This is a genomic window from Bacillus altaicus (assembly GCF_042136375.2).
In the GTDB taxonomy this organism is placed as follows: domain Bacteria; phylum Bacillota; class Bacilli; order Bacillales; family Bacillaceae_G; genus Bacillus_A; species Bacillus_A cereus_U.
In genome coordinates, this window is sequence record NZ_CM143394.1 from 3064505 (window position 1) to 3089893 (window position 25389).

The window sequence follows — 25389 nt, forward strand, 5'->3', positions numbered from 1 at the left end:
TTTGTTCCATTGTTTATCTTTTTTTTCGATAGAAGACTCCTTCTTTAAAAATGTAAAGGTGGGAAATAAATGTTGTTAGATATTTCATCTATACATTCTCTTCAGTGACAGGCTCCTAAAAAACAAGTAAAGCATACAATATTAAAAATTTACTCATAAAAATCTGATTACGATTTTTTGGATTTCATGAAACACTCCACTTATATCACCTATTTTTTCTAAGAGCATACTTATTTGTGTGCTCTATTTATTTTTTACTAAATAGCTGTTTTGTTAAAGTTTAAAATTACCCTCACTTATTCATTTCAATTTGTTCTACTCTTATTTTTACTATTAGAAATGCCAAGATTTCAGATATGGAAATAAATATGAACAAGTTTTTTATCATCAGCTGCATTAGCCCCTGGCCCAATCAGTTCTACACTTCCGACTGAACTCTCTGGTTTTAAATCAGCATTTAGGACTATTCAAACTACTAATCAGCCCGTACTTGCAAATACTATTTCGAAAATTACATTCGAAACCATAGAATTTGATTTAAATAATGAAAATGATGCCATATCAACTTTCTAGAGCCACAATAACATAGAAAAAGCATTCTCAATTAGGGAGAATGCTTTTTTAAAACTTAATTGTTCTTTTTTTTGCCCAATTTATACCATTGAGTTAAGCATACATATAATAAATTTAGTAAAAGATTTCACCTTATAATTTAGTGTTGTTTCTGAAAAACATGTTTTACTTTTTCGCCTGGAACATTGCTCCCCCCTCTTCCTTTTACATCTTCGATCATCATGGTAACAATCATGTCTGGCGCATTTGCATCAAAAGCTGCAAACCATCCAAGTTCTTTTCCGTCTGCTTCTTTCGACTCTTTCAGCTCTGCTGTACCAGTTTTACCAGCAAGAGTTACACCATCAACCTTAGCAATTCTCCCCGCTCCATCAGGGTCATTAATGACTTTTATTAATGCACTCTTTAATATCTCTTGATTCTTTTTAGAAACCACATTTTCTTTCCAATTCCCCGCTACTTTGGCTTCTTTTAAAAGATGAGGCGACGGAATATTCCCTTCATTTACAATCGGTGCATATGTTAATGCTAAATGAAGTGGTGTCATTAATACTTGTCCTTGTCCATATCCTGTGTCTGCTAGTTGAATATCATTTTTTATCCCATCTTTTGCAATTATTGAAATAGGAAATTCGTATTCGATTGGTAATTTTTCATCAAACCCGTACTTCTTAAATTCACTTACATACTGATCTTTCCCCATTTTCAAAGCTTGTTGAGCAAAATAAATATTATCAGAGTACTTCATTGCCTTATCAAAATCAATTGGACTAGCATCCTTCACACGTGTTACATAATAATTTCCCCACGATGAATCTTTTGTCCACTTTAATCCTTGGATTTTAAATTCTTCCTTAGGATTTATTGTTTTTGTTTCCAAACCAATTGCACCTGTAATCGTTTTAAATACAGAACCTGGTACAAATGCTTTTGTGAAGCGATTCATCATTGGCATTTTCGAGTCGTTATTCCATGCTTCTCGTTGAGCTTTTGATGCTCCTCTAACTATTGTATTTGGATTATAAGCAGGGCTACTTACAAGTGCGATTGTTTCACCCGTTTTAGGGTTGACCGCTGCACTAGATCCTGCTTCATTTTTCATCTCATTAAAGATTTTTTCTTGAATTGCGGCATCAATTGTTAACGTAACATCTTCCCCTTCTTTTGCTTCTTTTTTTGCTACGTTTTTAATCTCTTTCCCGTTCTCATCTTCCATAAATACGCGTCCACCCTTTTCACCACGCAATTTATTCTCTAATACTTTCTCTAAACCTGTCTTACCTACTAAATCATCTGCTTGATAACCTTTTTTTTGAAGCGATTTTAACTCCTCTGCATTTACCTTTCCTATATATCCCGTTAAGTGTGCCGCTGCTTCTCCTAATGGATACGTACGAATATTTACTGGGCGAGATGAAACTCCTTCTAATTCAATATAATCATTCTGTCTGGTTCCCTCTTTTAAAATACCAATTGGTACAAGGGAATCTGGTTTTATCCATTTCGCTGCGAGCTTCTGATCGACCTCTTCTGTAGACATATCAAGTAGTTGTGCTACTGTTTCTTTCGTTTGCGCTGCCGTTTCACCTAGTTTCTCTGGAATAATTCCAACCTCAGTCGCTTTACCATTCGTTGCAAGCCCTTTTCCATTTCGATCATATATTTCTCCACGTTTTCCTTGCTCTGTTTGCATACGTACTTTGTAATCTTTTTTCATACCTGGGAAAATGAAGTCTGGTGTCCAATCTATTTTCCAAGATTCCTTATCTTTCACGAGTTTTGCTTCATGGATGAATGAAACTGTTCCTCCATCCGTATCCATTTTAACTTCAAAAAGAAAACGTTCTTTATCTTTAGTATTCTCTCCTTTTGTTTTAATTTTTAAATTCTTAACTCCTATACCCTCATAGATTTTTTGATATTTCTCTGTGAAATCGTTTTTAGAAATCGTTTTTTTTGCATGTTCTGATAAATGATCATACATATCTGCAAATTTTTGATCATTCCATAAATTGATATATTCTTCAAATGCTTGTTTTGGCGGTTCGTTTTTATTACATCCTACCAACATAACTCCAAAACAAAAGAAAAACAGCATCCATAATTTTTTCAATTCAATCTTCTCCCTTAGTTAAAAATGATTATTCCTTTCTTAATGTATTTAATAAAAAATGTTTTAACGCTTAATAGACAGTGTAAGTAATGAAATAGTTCCACATTTACAAAAAAAATTAAATTTATGATTAAATGGCATTCGAAGAGGGAGAATTTTAAGATTCTTACAAAACAAAAGAAGCAAATATATTTAGCAATCGTTATCATTATTAGTGTTGTTTTGACAATTTTATTTCAGTTACTATTACTACTTCTTTAGTTGAAAGAGATAGTATTTTTGATCATAATGGTAATGGTTCGATCTCATCCAAAGTATTTTCACAGAAAAAAGGGTTCTGGTACAAACACTCCACAACGTTTGTAAGTAACCTTCTAAACTTGGACATACTGATACTAGTACTCTAAAAAAGGACGTAATCAAGTACATTATCAGCCTGGACTAATCTTATTAACAGTAAGATGGTACCTGCGGTACAATTTAAGCTTTCGAAGAAAATGGGTAAATTGCGATAAATTCAATAATATAAAGGTTTCAAATGTGAACTGATATTTAATAGTTTACATCGAGATTTATTTCATTCATCAAGGTTTGCTTTAGTAAATGAAAAGGATAGTTAGCCCTCATAATGGACTAACTATCCTTTTATTATTTTTTTCTTGACTTAGAGTTCACTCTAACCATTATAATCGACTCATAGTTCATTCACGATAAAATCAATTGGATAAAATTCAGGAGGGATCGGAAAAGCTAAAATCAAAAGTGGCTGACATTAACGCAGACCTGGATGTTGTTATTCGAACTTTCGATTTATCTGTTACTACAATTGTACGTTAAGAAGTCAGTAATTCTTGTTATTTTTTCCTTATTTTGTTTTCTCTTAATAGTCATAAATCTTCTATAATATATTTAGTGCATATAAAAGAGACGGAACCATAAAATCGGCAAATTAGAAAATAAAACAGGATGGGAGTCAGTTATTATGGAACAATCAAATAAAGCGTTTAGCGAGGCATTAGTAAAATCGTTAAGAGGAGAACGAGGACATCTTCCCATCAAGAATGCTTTGTCGGATATAGACGTGGCGCTTGCGGGAAAACGCAGAGAGGAACTGCCTTATTCTATTTATCAATTAGTGAAACACATGACCTACTGGCAAGATTTTCTCTTATTATCCGCTCAGGGGAAGAAGCCTGCATTGCCTGCCCATGTAAAAGAGAGCTGGCCTGAAGAAAAATGTCCTGGCAGTGAGGAAGAGTGGCAACAGATTATTCAGTATTTTCTTCAGGGGATTGAACAGGCATGCGCGATTGCCCAAACCGTTCAATTGGACAAAACATTGGAGGAATGGCCTGGTGAAACCCCGGGCGGTGTTCTACGCAATATTGCATCTCACAACTCCTACCATTTAGGAGAAATTGTGCTGATTCGCAGATTATTTAGTGCTTGGCCACCGCCAACAGGCGGATATCCGGTCTAAACAAAGAAAGGGTTCCAACCCATGCCCATTAACTTAAGATTTTGAATTACCCCCAAAACGAAATTTTTACCACTTTACAGTTATTTATGAGAATTAAATTCATTTTTTTCATTACTGGGGAACAAACATTTTTTTAACTTGATGGAGAAAGGGTACAAAAATACAAATTTCATCTCCGAAAAAAATAAAAAAAACGATTGCTTGGATCCTAAGAGGCAATCGTTTTTTCTTTTTAGGCTGTTTGTAATGACCAATTACAGGTTTAAAATATTATTGAGTGTTATTTCTGTTTTCCAAAACCTTCTCCATATTATTAGTCGCCCATTCCTTCACTAATAGGATAATTGGACGTAGTGACTCTCCAAGTTTTGTTAATAAAATATCAACCATCTTTCTCATACAATCTTGCATACTACAACTTTCTAATATAACGGATCCAATTCTTTCACAAAAACAAAAAACTGCTGGAATACCCCAACAGTTTTTTAATCGTTAAAACTAATCTGTCTTGTAGCATAATACATTTTGAAAAAATATGAACTTCCTTAAGGGATTTTCATCAGCTGTTATTCATTTCCTATTATGTAAGTCATAGCACTGATCATAGTTATGGAAACTAAAGTAAGAAAGCAATATTACAATGAAATCGTGACATTCTGTTGAATACTTTTTCGTTTTTAAATAAAATAAACTAATAAAAATTTTTAATTTTCACTTTGTAATTCGATAATTTTCATGTTAATATAGCGAAGGCTATGAAATATCTGTCGCCATCCATACTTATTTTCCAGAATATTCACTCCTTCAAAAGAAAGGTTATTCTAAAAATTACATCATCTGTTACCTATACAAGGGCTACTTTCAATTTGTAATGCACATAACTAAAAATAGCTTTTTTAATAGATAATTTTTCTATCTTCCTCATCGGTTCTAATATACATAGTAAAAGATCACTTTTCAAATACCCTTCCCTTTCTTTTTAAAGATAGAAAATCTAAATTAAATTCATTCATAATACTACATACAAACTAACAGAGAGGCATAAACTATGGGAATTTCTACACTATTATTAAATACCTTTATTATTATTATTATTATTTGTATCCTTAGCTATCAAGTATTTTGGCTAGAACATAAAGAAAAAATAGCATGTAATAATATATTAATTTCTGTTCTTTCCTCCATTGCAATTATTTTTTGTATGACTTTTCCTTTTCATTTACATGCTGGGTTTATTTATGATTTACGTTTTATTCCAATAATATTAGTTTTTCTATATGGAAATACAAAGAGCGTTATTTCTATAGGAATTTTATATCTTTCTTATAGATTTTACTTAGGCGGAAGCGGAGTTTTCCCATCATTTATTATCTTTACTATTATTACTGGTATTACAATAATGTTTCGTTACTTGTTACCCATTTATTTCAAGGAAAAAAAGATATTATTAAGCATACTACTTGTTTTGATATGTACAACTTCACTTTCTATCTTTGGTATTATAACTCAAATAAACACAGGTGGTAAAATTGGCTCTACTCTCATTGAATTTTTATTAAATTATATAGTCATTAATATTTTTACAGTATTATTATCCGTTTATTTAATAGAGGGAATGATTGAGAAATTTAAAATGAAAGAAAGAATGCAAAGAGCAGAAAAATTTTATATAGCTAGTGAACTAGCTGCATCTATTGCGCATGAAATTCATAATCCACTGACCACGGTACATGGATTCACTCAATTATTAAATGAAAATGAGAACACTAAGATGTCTCAAGATAAGTACTTAGAAATTATGTTACTTGAAATGCAACAAATACAATCTACTATAAATAACTATTTATCTTTAACCAAACCACAAAACATTATAAAAGAGAAACTAGATATTAATCACATTTTAAATCAGGTGAAAGATGCTATTTCACCAATCGCTCTATCGTACAATGTTAAATTAAAACTGAATATTACAGACTCCCTTTTTATAAATGCTGATCCTGAAAAATTAAAACTGTGTTTAACTAACATCATACAAAACGGTATCGAGGCTATGATAGATGGTGGAGTATTGCAAATTAATATACAAAAAATTAAAGGGAATGTTGTTATTGATATTATTGATTCAGGAATTGGAATGTCCTCCGAACAACTAAAACGAATTGCCTTACCATTTTATTCAACAACTGAAAAAGGCACTGGACTTGGTACCGTGATTGCCTACAGTACTATTAAAGAATTAAACGGAGATATAGACATAGAGAGTAAAGAAGGAAAAGGAACACGCTTTTCTATTAGTATTCCTTGTTAACATAACAAAAGTATATTTCTTTCTCACGTAATTATATCAAGATATGGTGAAAATATATGATGTTACAAGAGGTAGTAAATTTATAATAAATTCACTACCTCTTGTCTCTCTATCCACTTATCGAGTTTAATCTTGATATCATCATTTAATCGTTTTCTTTTACCACATAACATCCTTGAAAGTGTTGAATATGAAATCTCTATTTCTTTTGCTAACTCACTTATACTTTTATTATTCTTCTCTTTATAGGTGTTCATCTTTTGAATATAAAACTCAATACTATTTAGGATTTCTTGATTTAGTATACTTATTGGCTGCTCTTCAATAACTGGTTGTTTTTCCTCTATCTCAATGACTATGGCTATTAGCAAAACGAAGAAAGAAAAGAAACGGGAAAAAAGAAGAACATCCATGGATGTATCGGATAAGCATCATTATTATTATGCTCACTGTTTTTCTATTCGTGAGTCAAGTTTGGAAATCATGATACAGAAATTGAGATGCACAATTTCATATTTCATTTAAATATATTGATGTATAATGAAATTGAACTGCTCAACATTTTTCGTTTAAGTTAGTCTATCAAGCTCTAACTACCTAATGAACTCAAGTAAACGCATCTTAAGTCATTTTAAGAAATACAAAAGGCGCCCATGTAGGCGCTTTTTGTATAAGGTGTTTTCTTATATTTCAGCTTTTAGAATTCTTCTATTTCAACTGTAAAATGTGGCTTGAATTTCACTTCGATTCTTTTCTTTGCTTCTGCCCCTTGAATGTATAGCGAGTCATTACGCGTATAAATTTGTTTCACCGACTCCATCTTGGTTTCAATGATACGTTTGTCTTCATAAAGCATTTTTAATTCAACAGTTGCATCATAATAGAACATAATCATTACCAATTCAAATCCAAGTTTATCGATTTTACTATATCTATACGCACCCGCACCTGGAATATAATTATCTTCTGGTTCATTCTCGAATATTTCTAATAACTCGTATTTATCATATTTTATATCCAATATTCCTCAACCTTTTTTGTACTAGAATGTTTTAACTATGCTATTCATTTGTAACTAATCTCTGAAACTTGGACATACTAATACTAGTACTCTAAAAAAGGACGTGATCAGTATGGAAAAGCAAAACCTATTCAAGTGTTTGGGCTAACAGCATAAAATACAATTCCGCTCGAAATATATGCGCTATATTCTCTATTATTTTATCTTTGCACCAGAACCTTAATTCTTAACTAACTATTTGGACAAACAGTTAAACGGGACATTTTATGGATGATAAATCTAGGTTATGGCCCGTTTTTATATGCCATTTAGCTCTTCTCTTTTAACATCAATTAGTGAGATTCTTCTTTCCCACCTTTGTACAAAGTTCAAATTTGCTCTAACTTCACTCCCATGCTCCCAAATATTTGGCGCCTTAATCATTTTTACACCTTCAGGGATTTCATATTCTCTTCTAGAAATATGTTTCAAATCAGAAGGTATTAACCGCAATTTAGGCATAGGATGGATGACCTCTTTTTTACAATCCTTAATTAATGTGCTCAATTTTATAATATAGATTCTAGACAACTACCCAAAAAAGGTGGGAATACAAGAGTTTACTGAAATCAAAAAATCATGTTATGACATATAAAACCGACAGCTCTCAATCCGTATAAATTGGCAAAGACGTAGCAATGATGCTTAAGATTCAGAAGTCTACTTTGGATTACAACAAAATATAGATTTGAATCATATTTCTCAATGAACAATATTATTTAACGTGATAAAATAATATTGGATGGGAGCCCAATATTATTAAAATTAAGATGGTTCAAGTCAGAGGAAGGCACCCTAGGGTGTCTTTTCTTGTTTATTATAAAAAACCTCAAGCATGAATTATATACTTGAGGTTTTTTTCGATTTCTTGTCTAAAAGATACCAATATAGAACTTGATGGAATTCCTTAAAAAACATCTCTTAATACAAATTATATCATATTTGTTAAATCGTGAACTATTATTCTGACTTTTGTACAGGCAAACTACTAAAAATCAATTCAGCAACTTTTACATATCCTTTTGAGTTTGGATGAATTAAATCTGTAGACCAAAGCGTATTGTCATTAACTAAATGATGATTCCAAAAGTCAACATGATGAAGCTCATACTCTCTACTCAGCGAAAGTATAACTTCATTTGCCTCTAATAATTGTTCTTTTAATACTTGTTTTTTTTCAGAAGAAAAAGGAAGCCGAACTGTAAAATCTGGAAGGTTTGCTATAATAATATCAGCATCTGTTTTACTTAATGTATCTATCATAAATTCCATATCGTTCTTATATGTATGATGATTCCAACGTCCTTTTAAAACATCGTTTGCACCTGCAATTAGACTAACCAAATCTGGATTAAAAGTTAATGCCTTTTCCAATTGCTGCGAGCGAATTTCTTTAGTTACTAACCCACGCTTTGCAAAATTAGCATATTTTAAATCATCTACACACAGTTGAACAAAATGATCTACCCAGCTTTTTAATGCTATTCCCTCAACTTCATCCCCTATCCCCTCTGTAAAACTATCACCAATCGCTACAAATCGCTTCCACATATATAGTCCCCCTTTTTTGTTATTCATATCTACACTATACAATAGCCCACAGCGTAATTGTTCTTCTTAAATGTTTTTCAATTTCAATTAAATTCCATAGGAGATTTTTCAAATGAGCAAGACAACTCGATTAAACTATTTCACATGACCAAAAACATGAAAATCTACGTTATCTTCTCGCAGAAATAGGTTGAGACCAACTATCTTTCCCATTATCATTTAAGCGTACTTGAAAAACATATATAGGTTGAGAAAAGTCTTGTGTATCAGCGTAGTAATCTATATTATAATCTGTAATGACTAATGTATCACCTGCTTTGAAAGATATTATAGGATCAAAGTCTCCTTGTTTTAGTTTTTGAAATACTTCTTTGGGAGACAGAATTTCGACATCTCGAATATGTGATTTTTTTGTAACTGGCTCATTGTCATTAGGCATTTTTGTAATTTCCTCTTTGTAAACAGGCATTTTATTACCTTCGTCTTTTAACTCTATTGATGTTTTTATAGTGACATCAGTCATGTCTGTTTTTGTAATGGGATCTAAAGGCATATTCCCAAATTCCTTCATTTGATACGAAATCATTATTCCAAGTGCAACAAAACTTACTGTAATCGGAAGAAATAAATATTTGGTCATTTGTGTATCTGTTTCTTTTTTCTTCAACAATATAAGAACTATATTTAACATAGAATATCCTAGCATCATTCCTAAAGTATTATGAAGTAAATCGGCTAGTTCCATACTTCCACGTTGCATTATAAATTCAAGGATTTCAATCAATAAACTTGCTATAATTGAGCTGATTAACATCCATTTTGTTTTTTGAAAAACATTACTAAATAAAGGTAATAAAATTCCTAACGGAAAAAGCATACCTATATTCACAATGATATGGAAAAAAGAAGAAAATGAAAAGGTATTCCATGCTTTTTTATAAACACTAAGTATATCAAAGTCAATTGTTCTTGCAAAAGTTATATCATCTGGACGACCAAATGAAGTAGCTAAAAACAAAAATGAGTAGTAACAAGAATGTGAGTTGTATTGTAGGAATTGCAACGGTAACGAGTAGTTCGGAAATAAAATTCATTTTACACCTCTGTTTTTACGAATAAAATATTCAATAATTTTATATAACTTTCTAGATATAGATAGCGATGTGTTGTTACCCCTAATAATTATCAATATAGAATTAAACCTGTATCCATTGAGCATTTCTTCCTCTTGAAACCAACTTTATTTGACCAAGCAGCTACAAGGAAACTAGCGTTTTACTAATTGTACTTTCGGCTATGTTTGGATAAACGTTACGAAGATTCTCTTTAGTAAGAGGGTTTTTGGAGTTAAGTATAAAATTAAAAATTTGTTCAATTTTAGTATATTTATATAGAATCCATAATTTACCGATTCCTAATATACTTAGGAATCTGTAATATTCGTATATTTAATAAAGAAATAATATCCCTTTAAATATTACACCTTTTTGGGGGAATTTGTTGTTCTTTGTTTTGCCCAGTTGATACATTTCTTTTCAATTAAATGATACGAAACTATAGAAAAAAGTATTGTCATTGAAATACACAAAGCAAGAAGGAAAAAGATAGGTATCTTTGTATACAAAAGTTTAAATAGTACCATCATGATTGGAAAATGACACAAATAGATACTGTATGAAATTTCTCCTAAGTATACAAATACACTCTTATTTAAAAATGCTTTCACTTTTAGGTTACTCATGGCTATTATTATAAATATACTAACACCGATTACGACACCCCAATCTTTTAATAAGAAAGTAGTATCATTACGGGAAAAACCATAAATTAAAATGGAATATAAATATAGAATAACCCCTAATGCAATAAGAAATCCTTTATTAAATTTTTTCATATTCCTATATAAGTAGATAAGCTTTTCCTGATGCTTAAAAAGTAACATTCCAACCATAAACATCGATGTGAAATGCAGTGTATCGGCATAACCATTATAAAATCCCTCTGCTTTCCCTATATGCAACATATTAAGGAAAACACTAATTAAAGAAAAGCTCAAAGCAAATAGTATCGTTTTCTTCCAACTCAGTTTATAAAAAAGAAGGAATAACAAAGGAAACACAATAGATATACGCATTTCTTGAGCCAATGACCAGATAACTGGATTATAATTTTCCGTAAAAAAGTTATTAAGAAGCACAAAGTGGTTTATAATATCTATTTTTGTTATAGACCCTTGCCACCTATCATAGAACCAATCCCGTAGTCCAGCCACTTCATACGGCGAGAACAAAATAAATAAAGCAAAGGTAATGATTATCCAAAAATAATAAGGGATATAGATTCGTACAAATCGCTTAATTAAATATCCCCAATAATTTGTTTTTGAATGATAAAGTGCCATAGATAACACAAAACCACTGAGTACATAAAAAACGATTACAGCTTCTCCACCCGCCCATAAAAACCTAAGCGGGGAAAATTTAATAGAATTAGGAAACGATGGTAGCATTAAACAAAAATGTCCAAATACCACTGTAAGTGCCGCTAACCCTCGTATGGAATCTAATTCTTTTATTCTCTTACTCATAAAATGTTCTCCTTGTAAATTGTAGATTTTGCTGTTAATAAAGGCCACTATACTATTGTAGTGGGAGAATTATACATATTGTTTCTTTAAATTCCTAATATAAGCAATACAAAGTCAATCTATGTATCTGTTTTAGGGAACTTTCGTATTTAGGCATAAGTTATATAATAATAGAAAGAAAAAAGAAATTTCATTCTATAAAATCGTATTGTCGTTTAGAAAACATTTTAAAACTGTTTTCTAAACCCTCGTTATAGTCTGTCTGCTTATTTGTCCATTGAACACCCTTATTCCCAGGCCACCCTGAGGTATTAGCAACATATTTTAATAGCTCTGGTCCTTTTAAATTTTGTTGTAAACCACGGTTATATGCATTTATCATATTAGATATTGCTATTCGAGTATTGGTTTCTGCATTTTTCAAATCTTCGTTCGTTAAATCTTTAGGTGCTAGTCCACCTCGATGGAGCTGAAACAGTCCAAATGATGTGCCCTGATCTCCGACTGCATTTTGATCAAACTTACTTTCATGGAATGCAATAGATAAAGGAATCCATGGTGGTATACCATGCTCTATTGATATTTGTTGAATCGTGTCTCTTACTTTAACTCGGTTAGTATGATGGTCATATGCGTATTTTGTAAGATATAGCCCTCCTGTTAAAACTAAAATAAATACTCCACTTTTTATTAATGTCCCTCTCATCGACGTCACCTCACTTGTCAGTATCAAAGATTGTCACTAGTAATCCTATCTTTTGGGGATATTAACTCGTAATCATGTATCATTTTGTTATTGTTTGTTTCATTAATTACCGATTTTCAGGTGAAATTATTAGGGGGTTCCCTCCATATAACATTCGCTTTTATCACTTTCGGTACAATTTACTTTTGTATGGGAGAGCGTTTTCTCTGTATGGTACCGTACTTTTTTCTCGAATACCTTGCTTTTTTATTCGATTGAAATTAAAGAATAACTATATACATAGGGATACACGCTATAAAGAGATACTTAAATTTCTTTAAAAAACTCATTTTCTGGCCTCCATTTCTTTATATAAATAATTTAAAACAAAATATTTAATAGAAAGAAAAGATTTTATTAAATTTTTATAAAATTTAATAACAGGAATAAGTACCAGGTATTTATTTTTATTGTAACTTGATGGAATAATGAATGTGTTTTCATCATGTAACTTTATTAAACTAGCCTTGCACCAGAACCCTTTGAATCGAACAATTCATAATAAACGCCATCCTTTCTGTATATTTCTACAAAAAGAATAGCGTTTTTTGATTATATGGATACAAATTTATCTTAGCTTCAATACCGAAAGTTCCGAAGAACCAGATTTGAGAATTAATGCAATCTTCCATTCCAAGCCATCCACATAAGAATCTATAATACTTTGAAACCTTTTATTTCAGGCTAATATTTAGTTTTATCCTACAAAGTTAGCCTTTTACTATATCAACCGCACTATTCCACATACCGCTAAAGAAAGATCCTATTTCGCGCATAAAACGTGTAAACCAATTTGCTTGTTCTACTTCAGATTTTGTTACAAGGTCTACTTGTAATGATTTACCTGATAAGAACCCAGGATCTGTAATATCTTTAGGCGATATAATCATTTGACTAATTGTTACACCTTTTTTAATAGGCGCTTCTTGTTCTTTATTCGATACTTTAAATTCTTTTTTATAAACGTCTTTGTTGCCCTTTGGCATTGGAAGTGAAACAGCTTGCTTCGTTTGAACAACTATATCTTTGTCCTTTGCATTTGCTACTCGCACTGTTTCATGACCTTTTACTACTGAATCTTTTCCATAGACCTTCTTCACTTCAAAATTTGCAAATCCATAATCATATAATTTCTTTGTTTCATCAAAACGTGCTGTATGAGAGTTTGCTTTTATAACTACAGAGATTAGACGCATACCGTTTTTTTCTACTGTACCAGTAAAACAATCTCCGGCTTCTGGAGTAGTTCCTGTTTTTAACCCATCTACACCTTCGTATTGCTTAATTAAGCCTTTTAACATCCAGTTAAAGTTCGTCATATCAATCGGATACTTGCCACCCTTTTGGAATGTTTTTTTAGGGATTTTTGCTGTATCTAATATTTTCGGGAAATCTTGAATAAGACGTTGTGCTAAAATCGCACAATCTCTTGCGGACATTTTATTTTTCTCGTCTGGAGTTGTCCCTTCTGGGTGATGTCCTTTTAAATCATGGTTTGTTAAACCTGTAGAGTTTACAAATTTATAATTTTTCATTCCAAACTCTTTTGATTTATCGTTCATCATTTTCACGAAATTGACTTCTTTTCCAGCAATCTCTTCAGCTAAAGCAATTGTTGCACCGTTTGCAGAGTAGATTACCATTGCCTCATATAACTCTTTGACCGTATAAGAGCCACCATTTTCTAATGGAACGTTTGATAATGAGCGATCTTGCGAAATCTTATATGCATATTCAGAAATTTTAACTTTTTGATCCCATTTAAGTTTTCCTTTATCCACCGCTTCATGAACTAAGTATTCACTCATCATTTTTGTCATACTAGCAATTGCTAATGATTCATCTGCATTTTTTTGATATAAAATTTTCCCGGAATTTGCTTCTACTAAAATTGCTGATCCTGCTTCTACGTCTATAGCAGGAACTGTTTCCGCTGATGCTCTTCCAAATGTAACGGCCATGCTACAAAATAGTGTAAGCACTGTTACTATTGTAATAAATCTCTTGCAAAACATACTTTTCACTTCTGTTACCTCCAATATCTTTGTACTCAAAAAAACGTTATTTTAACATAATCCTCCAAAAAATAGACAGCGTTATCAAATTCTATATACATATAAGACATTAGAACCACTTTCATATAGACCATCTCATCCCACCCTTTTAGGCACACTGACACTTAGTGTTCCCACACATATCCCTCTTTTTAATACCTTTGTATTTTTCGAAATGATCTGTACTTTCATATCTTTTAGGATTACACTTAATAGACAATCTAAGTAATACATTTGTTCCACATTTATAAAAAAATAAAACCAGTGTGCCCCGGTTGAATACCAAAACACACTGGTTGCTAAATTTACTATCGTCTCTTACATTATTCATATCAATGAACTTCCCCTTTATTCGATTAATCACTTTATAATGATAAATCAAATTAACTTATCAGTATCATGTCTACTATGAATGGCCTACTTGAATTATTAACTTAAGAAGTTTCTTAAGTTTAAAAAAAAGCTTATGGAACCTTTCATTCCATAAGCCATTCTATTTAATTGGATGTTCAACAATAAAGGACATCCAGCCTACTTTATATTCTGCATGTATATTACCATTATGAAGTTCAACAATTCTTTTTGAGATAGCGAGTCCCAGCCCATTTCCTTGATCATCTTTTCTTGCCTTATCACCCCTGAAAAACCTTTCAAATAATTTATTAGGATCGCTAACAGGCGGCTTCTCGACTTTATTTGATACTTTCAAAATTGCTTTGTTACCTATTAGTTCAAGACATATTGATAATTCGGATGGTTTCATGCTGTACTTTATCGCATTCATAAACAGATTTTCATAAACACGTACCATTTTTTCTACATCCATGAAAATAGGTATTGTTTCTTCCGTTATTGATTTTTGAACACTTAAACCTGCCTTTTCAAATATAGGAATATATTCTCCAACTATTTGCTCCAACAAGCCTGATAAATCAACTTCGTTAATGTTTAACTTAGCATCGATGTCTGATAAACGGGTGTACTCAAATAGTTCATCAATTAGATATTTCAATCTCTGTGATTTTAAATAAGTGGTTTCGAGATACTCCTGTAATTGTGCTTTACTGTCGTATTGCCCTCTTTTTAATAAATCTACATAGCCGATAATAGATGTCAACGGTGTGCGTAAGTCATGAGATACGTTGGTTATGAGTTCATTTTTTGTACGTTCCAATTGTCTTTCCTGTTCAAATGTATTCTCCAATTCCTTGGACATATAATTAATATTTTGAGCAAGATGAGTCAATTCATCCTTTCCCTCAATCCCAATTGTCAAACCCAGCTTTCCATTGGCAATATCATTAACACTATCAGAAATGAGCTTTAAATATATTATTTTCTTTCGAACCAATATCAAAAAAATGATTATAAAAGTAAAGATTGCTAACGCGAATATAAGAAATGTAAGCATATTATTTTCAAATGTACTAAGATCATCAAGATAGTGATTTAGATTTAATGGTATTATGACATATAGAAAAGTGAGGATTGTTAAACCAAACGAAATAAAAAAACTAACTGCAACAGCACCAAGAAGTTTTATAATTATCTTATTTCTAAAACTAACCTTCTTCATATTTTGTACCCAATTCCCCAAACAGTTTTAATATAAATTGGATGTTTAGAATCCTCTTCAATTTTGTCTCTTATTTTTGTAATATGCACCATGACAGTATTATCCGATTTATAAAAAGCATCTTTCCAAACTGCTTCATATATTTTTGCAACACTGAGAACAATTCCTTTGTTACGAGCAAGTAGTTTGAGTATATCGAACTCTTTTGGAGTTAGCCTTACTTCCGTTCCTCTTACCCATACTTGACGTGTATCTGTATTCACGGTTAAATCACCAATTTCTAAGATGCTTTTATTATTATCTGTATGCGTATTGTATTTTTTAAACCTTCTTAATTGGGATTTTACTCTAGCGATTAACTCCAACGGGTTAAACGGTTTTGATAAATAATCATCGGCACCAGACGCTAGCCCCTGAATTTTGTCTATATCCTCTGATTTTGCAGATAGCATGATAATAGGCATATTTCGTTCTTCCCTAATTTTCATACATGCTTCAATACCATCCATATTAGGCATCATAATATCCAAAATAATAAGATCGAACTTCTTTTCTTCTAACAATTTTAAAGCTTCAATAGCATCTTCTGCCTTTTGAGTTTTCAGACCTTCATTTTCCAAATAAACAGAGATAAGATTTCTAATCTCTTTATCATCATCAACAATAAGAATTTTTGACTCCATCATATTCCTCCACATTTTTCTCGTATTGAACAACTAAAGGCAAAAGCAGGTGGTACATTTCTATCCTCTCTTTAGTATATACTTGCAATTAAAAGCGCCAAAATAACATAATCGGTATAAAAGATAATGTCTTAAATATTGTTCGAAATTTTCTTTAGATCCATTTACAATTAATAAGTTTTCTTCTTCATTAAATTTAGCTTTTAATAAAAAAATAATTGTAAAATTTTGATTATAGTTAACAATTAATATTGGATGATTATTCAATTTTATTGTAATGGGATAGTGCAAGAGTTCCTACAAATGAGGTTAAAGTAGTACTCAATGTAGGAACGATGCTATCTTGCCTCTTCATTTCCCTTCATTATTAAGATATAGAAAGAATAGTATTTTTCTCTTTTAATTGCTCATACATAACTTCTTATAAGTTATACATGAAATGCGACCCCTACTTGTATTTACTTTTCTTCTAACACTTTCTGCCGCTCATTGCTGCATATTTGTATCTCAAATTCACTTTCTATTTTGCTTACATAGTATTTTTTCATTTCAACATAACGGGGGCCCATTCTGTCAATACTTAGTATACATAATATTATTACATTAATCTTCTTTCGGAAGTACAATTCTTTTATACAATTGAACTGTAATCAAGTAGTAAATCGAGTAAATCACTATGAAAATAACAATTGGTAACCAAATCCGAAAATACGGATCAATTAAAAGAGGGCCAAACATGTTCATACCAACTAATATGTGAACAATACCCACAATTTCTGGGACTAAGAATACGAAGAATAACTCCTTATAAATCGATTGTATTAATAACTCCCGGCGAACACCGATTTTACGAAGCATTTGATAACGTGTATTATCTTTGGATGCACCAGATAGAATTTTAAACATTAAGCAACTCGCCATCATTGCTAAGAACGCAATTCCAACGAAGAAACCCATAAACATTAGTCCGCTGGCAAAACCATGATTCATATTATATGTTTGATACTTACTATCCAGTTCTTCCGCTTTCACATTTTTATATTTCGCTACCTGTAATTCATCAAGTTTTTTCCATTCTTTTATGTATGATCCAAAATCATCTGTCTTCCCAATAAACACCGTATTTTTTGTACCTTTCATACTATCGTATATGTTTTGATCGACAATTTTCACTTCATGATCAGGATACATATACATTGGCTGGATTGTTTGGAAAGCGTCGCTCCATTGTTTTGGTTTCCCATCATCTTTACCCCATTGTCTTGACAATGCAAATGCATCCATGGGAATTTTCTCTGAAACTTTCAGCGTCTTCCCATTTTTTCTATCTTTTACTAAAGGACGATTTTTCTCTAAATCTTCTTTTATATAATAAACATACTTATCATCTACTTTGTAGCGATATTCAAGATTCTCTTGGAATAAGATACCACTCAAAATGTCCTTTTCTTCCGCTGTTGGATTATGAACTACCGAATCGTAAATTGTTCCTTTATCAGTCTGCTTTAGAACGTCGTTTTTAAATGCCAGACCACACGCAATTCCACCAGCGCCAAGAGCCACTAGAATTGCTACCGTTGCAAGCACATTTGTTAGGCCATTAATACGGAAGTTTAATTGAGCAAAAGTAAAAGCATTAAGCCCTTTTTCACTACGTTTTTTATTACTCTTTAACTTTCTAATCATAACTGGGAGAAGTGATCCAAATAACATGTAAGTACTAACTGTTGCTGTGATTAATCCAAGAGCCATTAATTTAGGAACGGTTCCTAGATCTTTTTCATGTGGTATATAGATCAGTGATGCATAACCAATACCTAGCAAAATCAGACCAAGGAATGCAACTACAGCTGCCATTTTTCCTTTTACCGCGACATGCTCTGTTTGTGCATCTGCATGTACAAGTTGTAATACAGAAATACGTGATAATTTAATACTATTCATACTTGCTGATAGTACAAATAATGCAAAGAAGAAGATGCAAGTAACAACCATAGATGGAATGTACAAAGCTTTGTAACCTTCTCCAGTTAACTCCAATTGTTTCATTAATAACCGACCGATACCCTCTGCAAGTCCTACACCAACTACAATTCCGATTACAAGAGATGCGGCACCTAATACGATTGTTTCGATAAACATAAGTAAGGTAACTTTATGCTTTTTTGCTCCTAACATCATGTACATGCCAAACTCTTTTTGGCGAAGAGATAATAAGAAAGAGTTTGCATATAAAATATAAAAAAATGTTACAATTGCTAATAAAAAGGAACCAATGTGGAATATATATACAATAGGACCCACATGTGCATTAGATTCAAGGAACCCTTTATTTAGTGCTAGCGTTTGAAACATATAGAAAATTGAAATAGATACAATAAGACCAACAAGTAAGACAATATAATCTTGTAACTTACTTTTTAACCCTGACATGGAAAGTTTAAATAACATGCCCAAACCCCTTTTCTTACGCTTTTTGTGTGCCTAAATCTGCAAGTACGTCTAAAATTTCTTTGTAAAACTCTTCACGTGTACCATTACGGTGAATTTCTTTATATAACTCACCATCTTGAATGAATAAAATACGCTGACAGTAACTTGCACTGTATGGATCATGCGTAACCATCATAATCGATACGCCTTGTTCTTTATTTAAATTTGTCATCGCATTAAGTAAACTAGTTGCATTTTTAGAATCAAGAGCTCCTGTTGGCTCGTCCCCTAAAATAATTGCAGGCTCATGCACTAACGCACGTGCTGCTGCTGAACGCTGTTTCTGTCCACCAGATACTTCAGATGGGTACTTTTGAAGTATTGTTACAATCCCTAACATATCAGCTACCTTTTCTACTTTCGGCCCAATTTTTCGTGATGGGACACCTTGAAGGGATAATGGAAGTGCAATGTTTTCGTAAATAGATAAATTCTCTAATAAATTAAAGTCTTGGAAAATGAATCCTAACTTTTGCGAACGGAAATCAGAAAGCTCACCTTGCTTCATTTTCGTAATATCCGTTCCTGCAATTTCAATAACGCCACCCGTCGCTTTATCAAGAGTCGAAATTACATTTAATAATGTTGTTTTGCCAGAACCAGATGGCCCCATAATTCCTACAAACTCCCCCTCTTGAATCGAGAATGAAACACCTTTTAATGCGTGTGATTGATTCTCACCTTTTTTACCGTACACTTTTTGAATGTTTTTTACGTCTACAACTGGTTTTATCATATATATCCTCCTACGTTTGTATGATTGATAAGCTACTGTTTGAGTTGTTTCTTTTTCGTTTCCACTTGCAATGCCTCATCTGTAAAAGTATTAAACTTGTACCCCACCAATATATATCCTTTTATTTTTCAAAATAATAAGTCCTTTCATATTTTTGCAATACATAAAAATAGATATCAAACGGGATATATTGTATTCAATTTGGACATCCATTTTTAGGAATACACGTAATAGACCATCTAAGTAATAAATTTGTTCCCCGTTAAGATAAGAAAGCACTAGGTGTTTTGTTAAGAAAACAAAATGAATTGCATAAAAAAATCCATTTTCGCTATCTCAAAAAAAGAATCATTGCTGCAGATTTTATAAACTGTATAATGGCCGGCTCATGCACAAGTATACATGTTGCTGCCCACTAGATACTTCAGGTGGATACTTTTGGAGTATTGCTAAAATTCCTAACATATCAGCTACCTTTTCTACTTTCAGCCCAATATTTCGTGATGGAACACCTTTAAGGGAAAGTGGAAGTACAATGTTTTCGTAAATAGATAAATTCTCTAAAGTCTTAGAAAATGAATCCTAACTTTTACGTACGGAAATCTGAAAGCTCACCTTGCTTCATTTTCGTAATATCCGTTCCTCCAATTTTAATAACGCTGCTTTATCAAGTGTCGAAATTACATTTAATATTGTTGTTTTACCAGAACCAGATGGCCCCATAATTCTTACAAACTCGCCCTCTTGAATTGAGAATGATACAACTTTTAACACATGTGATTGATTCTCACCTTATTTACCGTACACTTTTTGAATGTTTTTTACATCTACAACTGGTTTTATCATATATATCCTCCTACGTTTGTTTTTTCATTATCCGTTTTACATTTCTTTAAAATAAACTGCTATTTAATTACTTTGCATTTACCTTATGTAATAAAGTGAACTTTTACATTAAAATCAATTTCCTGGGTCTCCTCCATGTTAGAATATAAAATATTATTCAAATTATTTTAGTCCCATAAGCTAAAAACACCCTTGTACACTTAGAAATTTACGGTTTTAGAATGAAGAAACAATTTTGTGTAATCATTTGAATTATAAATAAAACATATTAAGAACTACTGATTATATTTCTTAATTTTTCTTAAGATAATCTATAAAAACCAAACCATAATGGGGAGATTATTTCATAATTGATTCTAGTACAAATAATAAAAAACAAAATTAGATATTGATTTCTATTGGAATCAACTCTAAAGCAGTTATTCCATGCCAATCACCTGATATGTAGATCGAGACATACATTCTGCTTTTTAAATTGCAATATAGAAGGTGTAATAAAAAAACATATTGCAGGAATAGAGGGAAATACGTAGTTTACAAAGGATATTTTCATTAAGTGAGCATATATGGCGCTCTCTAAAAGTATAAAATCTAATTCATAATAAAAGTAAGTCTATAACATATTTTTACACGTATCTCGCTTGTCCCCAAATTAAATCCGTATCCATTGAGCGTTTCGAATATCGTGTATTATAAATTTTTTTGATTGAGTATAAAATTTTGAATTCGTTCTATTTTGATATATTTAGATACTCTTTAAAATTTCGTTTTATATTCCGATGAACAATATTAAATAATATTATTTGTTATACCAACAGAAATATTAAACACCACATCCATGATCTGTTGGAAAAATTATTTGTGAGATACATCTTAACGATGTAATTCCGTATAAAGTAGTAAATCATAAAAAGTTATTTGCTAGAATAATTCTATTGCAAAATTTAAAATTAAGTAAAACGAATTTCATTTCAGCTCCAAGGTAAATAAGCACCTTCTATATTTTTCAATATTACAAAATATCAATAAATATAGAAGGTGCTGGTTCTATCCATATAGACGTAATTTTTTACTTTTCTGTAATATTTACAAAATTGACGGCTCTCTTGTCCTCAGTGCCTAAAGCCGTATTCACTTTATCTATTTCCTTTCTTAATTCGGGTGCTTTCCCTTGATTGACTAAATTAAGATTCCCAAAAGATTTATTAAAAGATAGAAATTGTCTTGTTTTTTCTTTCCCATTTATTTCTTTAAATAATGTATCATCTACAATTAATAGGATCACGTTGGATCCACCACGATATGGAGATAGCCATACATCCCCTTTATATTGAACATTCATTTTTTTCTCATCAAATGTTAGTTCTTTCAAGTCTTTATATTCTTTATTTGCAAATAAAATAATTTCATCTTTTTTTATTTTGTGTAAAGAATCCAGGGGAATTGAAGATGTGAGTCCACTATTATTATCTCTCTCACGTATAAGCCCTTTTTTATTCATTTTTTCAGCAGTTGTTTTACTTATAAATAGCACTTCACTATTATTAGAATCCCCAAAATCCGCTGGGAGCTTTATGTTGTGTTTTTTATTTTCTATGGTCCCTTTTTTTATTGCATATAAGTCTTTTGATATAGTTATATCTTTGTATAAATCTATTATAGAATTTCTAGTTTGTTCGTCTATCTCGCCAACCTCTATTGCAAGTCCATTTGCTGGAGAATCTTTTGCACCAAATAATGAACATGCTCCTAACATGGTAATAGAAATACCTGCTACTATTAATAATCTTAGTCTTTTTTTCAACCTATATTCTCCTTCTTTTAATTATTTTTGAATTAAAAAATCGTTTTATACATTTTTTTCAAGTATTGAGAACGAACAAAGTAAAAGTATATAATTTGCAAAACTAAGAAACAAATTAATACCATAACTGAACTACCCAAGACTGAAAAATTGGCTAACTTTTGTAAGGCCATAAAAGCAACCGTACTATGTGTAATCGCTATTGAAATTGGTAAAAAGAATAACAATGTAAGTTGACGTGACACAACTTTCTTTAATTCCGGTTTGCTTAAACCGACCTTTGCTATCATTTTATATTGCTGCTGATTTCGTTCTAAGTCTGTGTATAACCGGAAATATAAAAAGCTTGCGGCAAACGTAAAGAAAACAATGCCTATTAATACACTCATGATAGATGCAAGTCCAAACCCTTGCCTCATCTCTATCCATGTAAGAATTAAAGCCGAAAATGTATATTTTTCGCTGTCTACTATATGCTCATTTATACCTTTATTATCCTTCTGAAAAGCAGCTACAATATTTTCCGCAACTTTTTTTGTTTTCTCCCAATCTTTCACAATAAAACCATTAATAGTGTTTTCGAAATAGTAATTCTCTGGATCCGGTATCATTTGATTATATACAGCGTCTGGTACAATAATTATCGTTACTCTTGTATCTTGTAATTCTTTCGGAGTAAGTATTTTATTTACATGCATATCTTTTTTTATATCTCTATACAACAATTGAAAGTTATTTTGATTAGATTTTGTATTAGCAACTTTTCTTGAAGGTATGACAACACTATCATTTTCATCTTTTAAGCTTTCTTTTTCAAAACCAAATGCCTTAGCTAACTTATTATAATCACTTAATTTTATAACGGTTGATAATAAATTACTGTTATAGAGAGTATCTCGAATTTGTTTTATTGAATAAGTCACCTGTTTGAAATTAAACTCACCATCATGGAGTTCGCTTTCTATTTTTTTTAAATGTTCTTTTTCTAAATGGTTATTATTATAAGACTGATAAGAAAATGCAAAAGGACTTTCCGATTCAGCCATGGATGAGTTGCCTAATCCCATACAAGTCCCCACTGCAGTGAAGGCAACGGTAGAAATAATAGTGACCATAAAAAACATTTTTGCATTATCTTTTAATTGATACACTAAATCTGAGATGGTTAGTATGTTTGTTTTCTTAAAGAAAATATTTTCCCTTTTCTTTAATGCACGTAACACATACACACTGAGCTGGGTAAATAAGAAGTACGTTCCAAGTACAACAAAGCTCACCCCTGCCCCCATCATGAATAATACATAATTCGAACCCTTGTACTGAATTGCGTTAATACTATGGAAAACAGCCGTATATCCTAATCCCATACAAATAAGTGCGAATAAAGATAGCCAAAAGGATGCTTTTGGTTCAGGCTTTGGCTTTTCCTCTGCTTTTATTAATTCTACTAATTGCTCTACATTTACTAGTCGAGTAGTGAAAAGTGAAATAAATAAAAATAGTAAGAAGAAAGCTCCAAATGTTATTCCAATTGCTTTAAAGGGCATGTAAAATGGGAGTCCTTTATCAATTATTAACAGATTGTTGCTCATAATTAAGATAAACTTAGAGAACGCCATTCCAATTGTAATTCCTGTTAAAATAGAAGCGATACCAATTATTATATTTTCAATAAATACTAATTTATTCAACTGTGAACGTGACATCCCATGTAGCATTAGAATTCCAAAATCTTTTTTTCTTGTTTTTAAAAATGCACTTACAGAATATAGGATAAAGAAGAATGAGAAGAAAAATATTAACCCCTGCGATATCTGTAGTCCTGACTTTGCAACTGTATTGATTGTTACACTGGTAGCAAGATCGCCTTGTAAATTAGGATGAAATGCAAGTAATGCATAAGTAAAGAAAATCATAATAGCAAACGTACTACTTAAAAAATGAGCCAAATATGTTCGTTTACTTCGAATGACGTTATTAAACGCGAACTGTCGAAAAGTCATTTGCATTTCCTCCTAACAATGCTAAAACCTCTAGAATTTTTTGATAGAATACTTTGCGATTATCTCCACAATAAATCTCATTGTATAACTGTCCATCTTTGATAAACACAATTCGATCACAATAACTTGCAGCCATTGCATCATGTGTCACTAACATCATCGTTGTGCTATTTTCTTTATTAAGCCTTGTCAATAGTTCCATCACATCACGCGCTGATTTTGAATCCAGATTTCCTGTAGGTTCATCTGCAAGTAATAATTTTGGATTATGAATAGTAGCACGCGCGATTGCGGTTCTTTGTGCTTGTCCCCCAGAAATTTCATACGTACGTTTATCTAATATTTCAGTTATCCCAAGTTTTTCAGCAATAGCTTCCACTTTCCTTTCCATTTCTCTAGGATTTACACCATCAAGCGTAAGTGGAAGAACAATATTTTCTTTCACTGTCAATGTATTAAGGAGATTAAATGATTGAAAAACAAACCCTAATTCACGTCTCCGAAATAAAGACAACTGATCTGGAGATAACAGATATGGATTTTCTCCATGAATTATTACTTCTCCTGATGTTGGAGCATCTATAGTAGACACCATATTTAATAGCGTTGTTTTACCACTCCCAGATGGCCCCATAATTCCTACAAATTCACCTTTGTTTATTTTTAAATCAATATGGGATAATGCTGTATATGAAATTTTCCCAGGATAAACTTTCCCTAAATCTGAAACATGTAGTATCTCCACAAGTATTTCACCTTCCATTTCTCTTTTCGATA

At 31.6% G+C, this 25389-nt stretch carries 17 protein-coding genes and 4 pseudogenes; 3 read left to right on the forward strand and 18 right to left on the reverse strand.

The features are described from left to right. Positions 1-712 precede the first annotated feature (712 nt). A complete protein-coding gene (locus tag ACE38F_RS15980) occupies positions 713-2686 on the reverse strand; it encodes a penicillin-binding transpeptidase domain-containing protein (RefSeq protein ID WP_375369156.1) in 1974 nt (657 codons plus the stop codon). A 735-nt stretch (positions 2687-3421) separates the two neighbouring features. Between ACE38F_RS15980 and ACE38F_RS15985 the strand changes: the two are divergent. From ACE38F_RS15985 to ACE38F_RS15995, 3 genes and pseudogenes are all read left to right on the forward strand, one after another. Continuing rightward, positions 3422-3517 (forward strand): annotated as a pseudogene (locus tag ACE38F_RS15985) (SDR family NAD(P)-dependent oxidoreductase); the annotation flags it as partial. Positions 3518-3668: 151 nt separating this feature from the next. Continuing rightward, entirely contained in the window at positions 3669-4166 is a 498-nt protein-coding gene (locus ACE38F_RS15990) for a DinB family protein (protein WP_002109976.1), read from the forward strand. Between the two features lie 1048 nt (positions 4167-5214). Then, positions 5215-6474, forward strand: a complete 1260-nt coding sequence (locus ACE38F_RS15995; protein ID WP_375369157.1) for an ATP-binding protein — start codon at positions 5215-5217, stop codon at positions 6472-6474. 80 nt (positions 6475-6554) lie between these two features. Here the strand turns inward: ACE38F_RS15995 and ACE38F_RS16000 are convergent. The 17 genes and pseudogenes from ACE38F_RS16000 to ACE38F_RS16080 form a co-directional block, all read right to left on the reverse strand. Beyond that, positions 6555-6833, reverse strand: a pseudogene (locus ACE38F_RS16000) (hypothetical protein); the annotation flags it as partial. Positions 6834-7171: 338 nt separating this feature from the next. Beyond that, on the reverse strand, positions 7172-7495 hold the full coding sequence (locus tag ACE38F_RS16005; RefSeq protein ID WP_341306748.1) for a hypothetical protein: 324 nt from the start codon (positions 7493-7495) through the stop codon (positions 7172-7174). Between the two features lie 297 nt (positions 7496-7792). Continuing rightward, entirely contained in the window at positions 7793-7996 is a 204-nt protein-coding gene (locus ACE38F_RS16010) for a hypothetical protein (RefSeq protein ID WP_375369158.1), read from the reverse strand. A gap of 498 nt (positions 7997-8494) precedes the next feature. Then, the gene (locus ACE38F_RS16015) at positions 8495-9112 is read right to left on the reverse strand and encodes an SGNH/GDSL hydrolase family protein (protein WP_375369160.1); all 618 of its coding nucleotides are present in this window, start codon (positions 9110-9112) and stop codon (positions 8495-8497) included. 142 nt (positions 9113-9254) lie between these two features. Beyond that, positions 9255-10179, reverse strand: a pseudogene (locus tag ACE38F_RS16020) (VanZ family protein). A gap of 162 nt (positions 10180-10341) precedes the next feature. Beyond that, a pseudogene (locus ACE38F_RS16025) lies at positions 10342-10473 on the reverse strand (Fic family protein); the annotation flags it as partial. Positions 10474-10562: 89 nt separating this feature from the next. Continuing rightward, entirely contained in the window at positions 10563-11720 is a 1158-nt protein-coding gene (locus tag ACE38F_RS16030; RefSeq protein ID WP_375369161.1) for an acyltransferase family protein, read from the reverse strand. Between the two features lie 142 nt (positions 11721-11862). Next, complete coding sequence (locus tag ACE38F_RS16035; protein WP_078176211.1) at positions 11863-12378, reverse strand: transglycosylase SLT domain-containing protein; 516 nt, start codon at positions 12376-12378, stop codon at positions 11863-11865. A 749-nt stretch (positions 12379-13127) separates the two neighbouring features. Continuing rightward, positions 13128-14441, reverse strand: a complete 1314-nt coding sequence (locus ACE38F_RS16040; protein ID WP_002185854.1) for a D-alanyl-D-alanine carboxypeptidase family protein — start codon at positions 14439-14441, stop codon at positions 13128-13130. 523 nt (positions 14442-14964) lie between these two features. Beyond that, positions 14965-16047, reverse strand: a complete 1083-nt coding sequence (locus ACE38F_RS16045) for a sensor histidine kinase (protein WP_375369162.1) — start codon at positions 16045-16047, stop codon at positions 14965-14967. Further along, on the reverse strand, positions 16044-16730 hold the full coding sequence (locus ACE38F_RS16050) for a response regulator transcription factor (protein WP_002085507.1): 687 nt from the start codon (positions 16728-16730) through the stop codon (positions 16044-16046). Before ACE38F_RS16050 ends, ACE38F_RS16045 begins: the two co-directional genes overlap by 4 nt. Before the next feature lie 603 nt (positions 16731-17333). After that, complete coding sequence (locus ACE38F_RS16055) at positions 17334-19181, reverse strand: FtsX-like permease family protein (RefSeq protein ID WP_375369164.1); 1848 nt, start codon at positions 19179-19181, stop codon at positions 17334-17336. A 16-nt stretch (positions 19182-19197) separates the two neighbouring features. Beyond that, on the reverse strand, positions 19198-19959 hold the full coding sequence (locus ACE38F_RS16060) for an ABC transporter ATP-binding protein (protein ID WP_002127436.1): 762 nt from the start codon (positions 19957-19959) through the stop codon (positions 19198-19200). Positions 19960-20580: 621 nt separating this feature from the next. Next, positions 20581-20733: an ATP-binding cassette domain-containing protein gene (locus ACE38F_RS16065; protein WP_002017044.1), complete on the reverse strand. Its 153-nt coding sequence runs from the start codon at positions 20731-20733 to the stop codon at positions 20581-20583. 1141 nt (positions 20734-21874) lie between these two features. Continuing rightward, positions 21875-22609 carry a lipoprotein BA_5634 family protein gene (locus ACE38F_RS16070; protein ID WP_002127435.1) on the reverse strand — a complete coding sequence of 245 codons (735 nt, stop codon included), beginning with the start codon at positions 22607-22609 and terminating at the stop codon, positions 21875-21877. 32 nt (positions 22610-22641) lie between these two features. Continuing rightward, on the reverse strand, positions 22642-24612 hold the full coding sequence (locus ACE38F_RS16075) for an FtsX-like permease family protein (RefSeq protein ID WP_002185856.1): 1971 nt from the start codon (positions 24610-24612) through the stop codon (positions 22642-22644). Beyond that, positions 24587-25357, reverse strand: a complete 771-nt coding sequence (locus ACE38F_RS16080; RefSeq protein WP_113709451.1) for an ABC transporter ATP-binding protein — start codon at positions 25355-25357, stop codon at positions 24587-24589. The genes ACE38F_RS16075 and ACE38F_RS16080 overlap by 26 nt, the downstream gene beginning before the upstream one ends. Positions 25358-25389: the final 32 nt, after the last annotated feature.

Coding starts and splice junctions, on each gene's coding strand:
- ACE38F_RS15990 (WP_002109976.1), top strand. CDS start 3,669: ATGGAACAATCAAATAAAGCGTTTAGCGAGGCATTAGTAAAATCGTTA.
- ACE38F_RS15995 (WP_375369157.1), top strand. CDS start 5,215: ATGGGAATTTCTACACTATTATTAAATACCTTTATTATTATTATTATT.
- ACE38F_RS16010 (WP_375369158.1), bottom strand. CDS start 7,996: ATGCCTAAATTGCGGTTAATACCTTCTGATTTGAAACATATTTCTAGA.
- ACE38F_RS16015 (WP_375369160.1), bottom strand. CDS start 9,112: ATGAATAACAAAAAAGGGGGACTATATATGTGGAAGCGATTTGTAGCG.
- ACE38F_RS16035 (WP_078176211.1), bottom strand. CDS start 12,378: ATGAGAGGGACATTAATAAAAAGTGGAGTATTTATTTTAGTTTTAACA.
- ACE38F_RS16045 (WP_375369162.1), bottom strand. CDS start 16,047: ATGAAGAAGGTTAGTTTTAGAAATAAGATAATTATAAAACTTCTTGGT.
- ACE38F_RS16050 (WP_002085507.1), bottom strand. CDS start 16,730: ATGGAGTCAAAAATTCTTATTGTTGATGATGATAAAGAGATTAGAAAT.
- ACE38F_RS16055 (WP_375369164.1), bottom strand. CDS start 19,181: ATGTTATTTAAACTTTCCATGTCAGGGTTAAAAAGTAAGTTACAAGAT.
- ACE38F_RS16060 (WP_002127436.1), bottom strand. CDS start 19,959: ATGATAAAACCAGTTGTAGACGTAAAAAACATTCAAAAAGTGTACGGT.
- ACE38F_RS16075 (WP_002185856.1), bottom strand. CDS start 24,612: ATGACTTTTCGACAGTTCGCGTTTAATAACGTCATTCGAAGTAAACGA.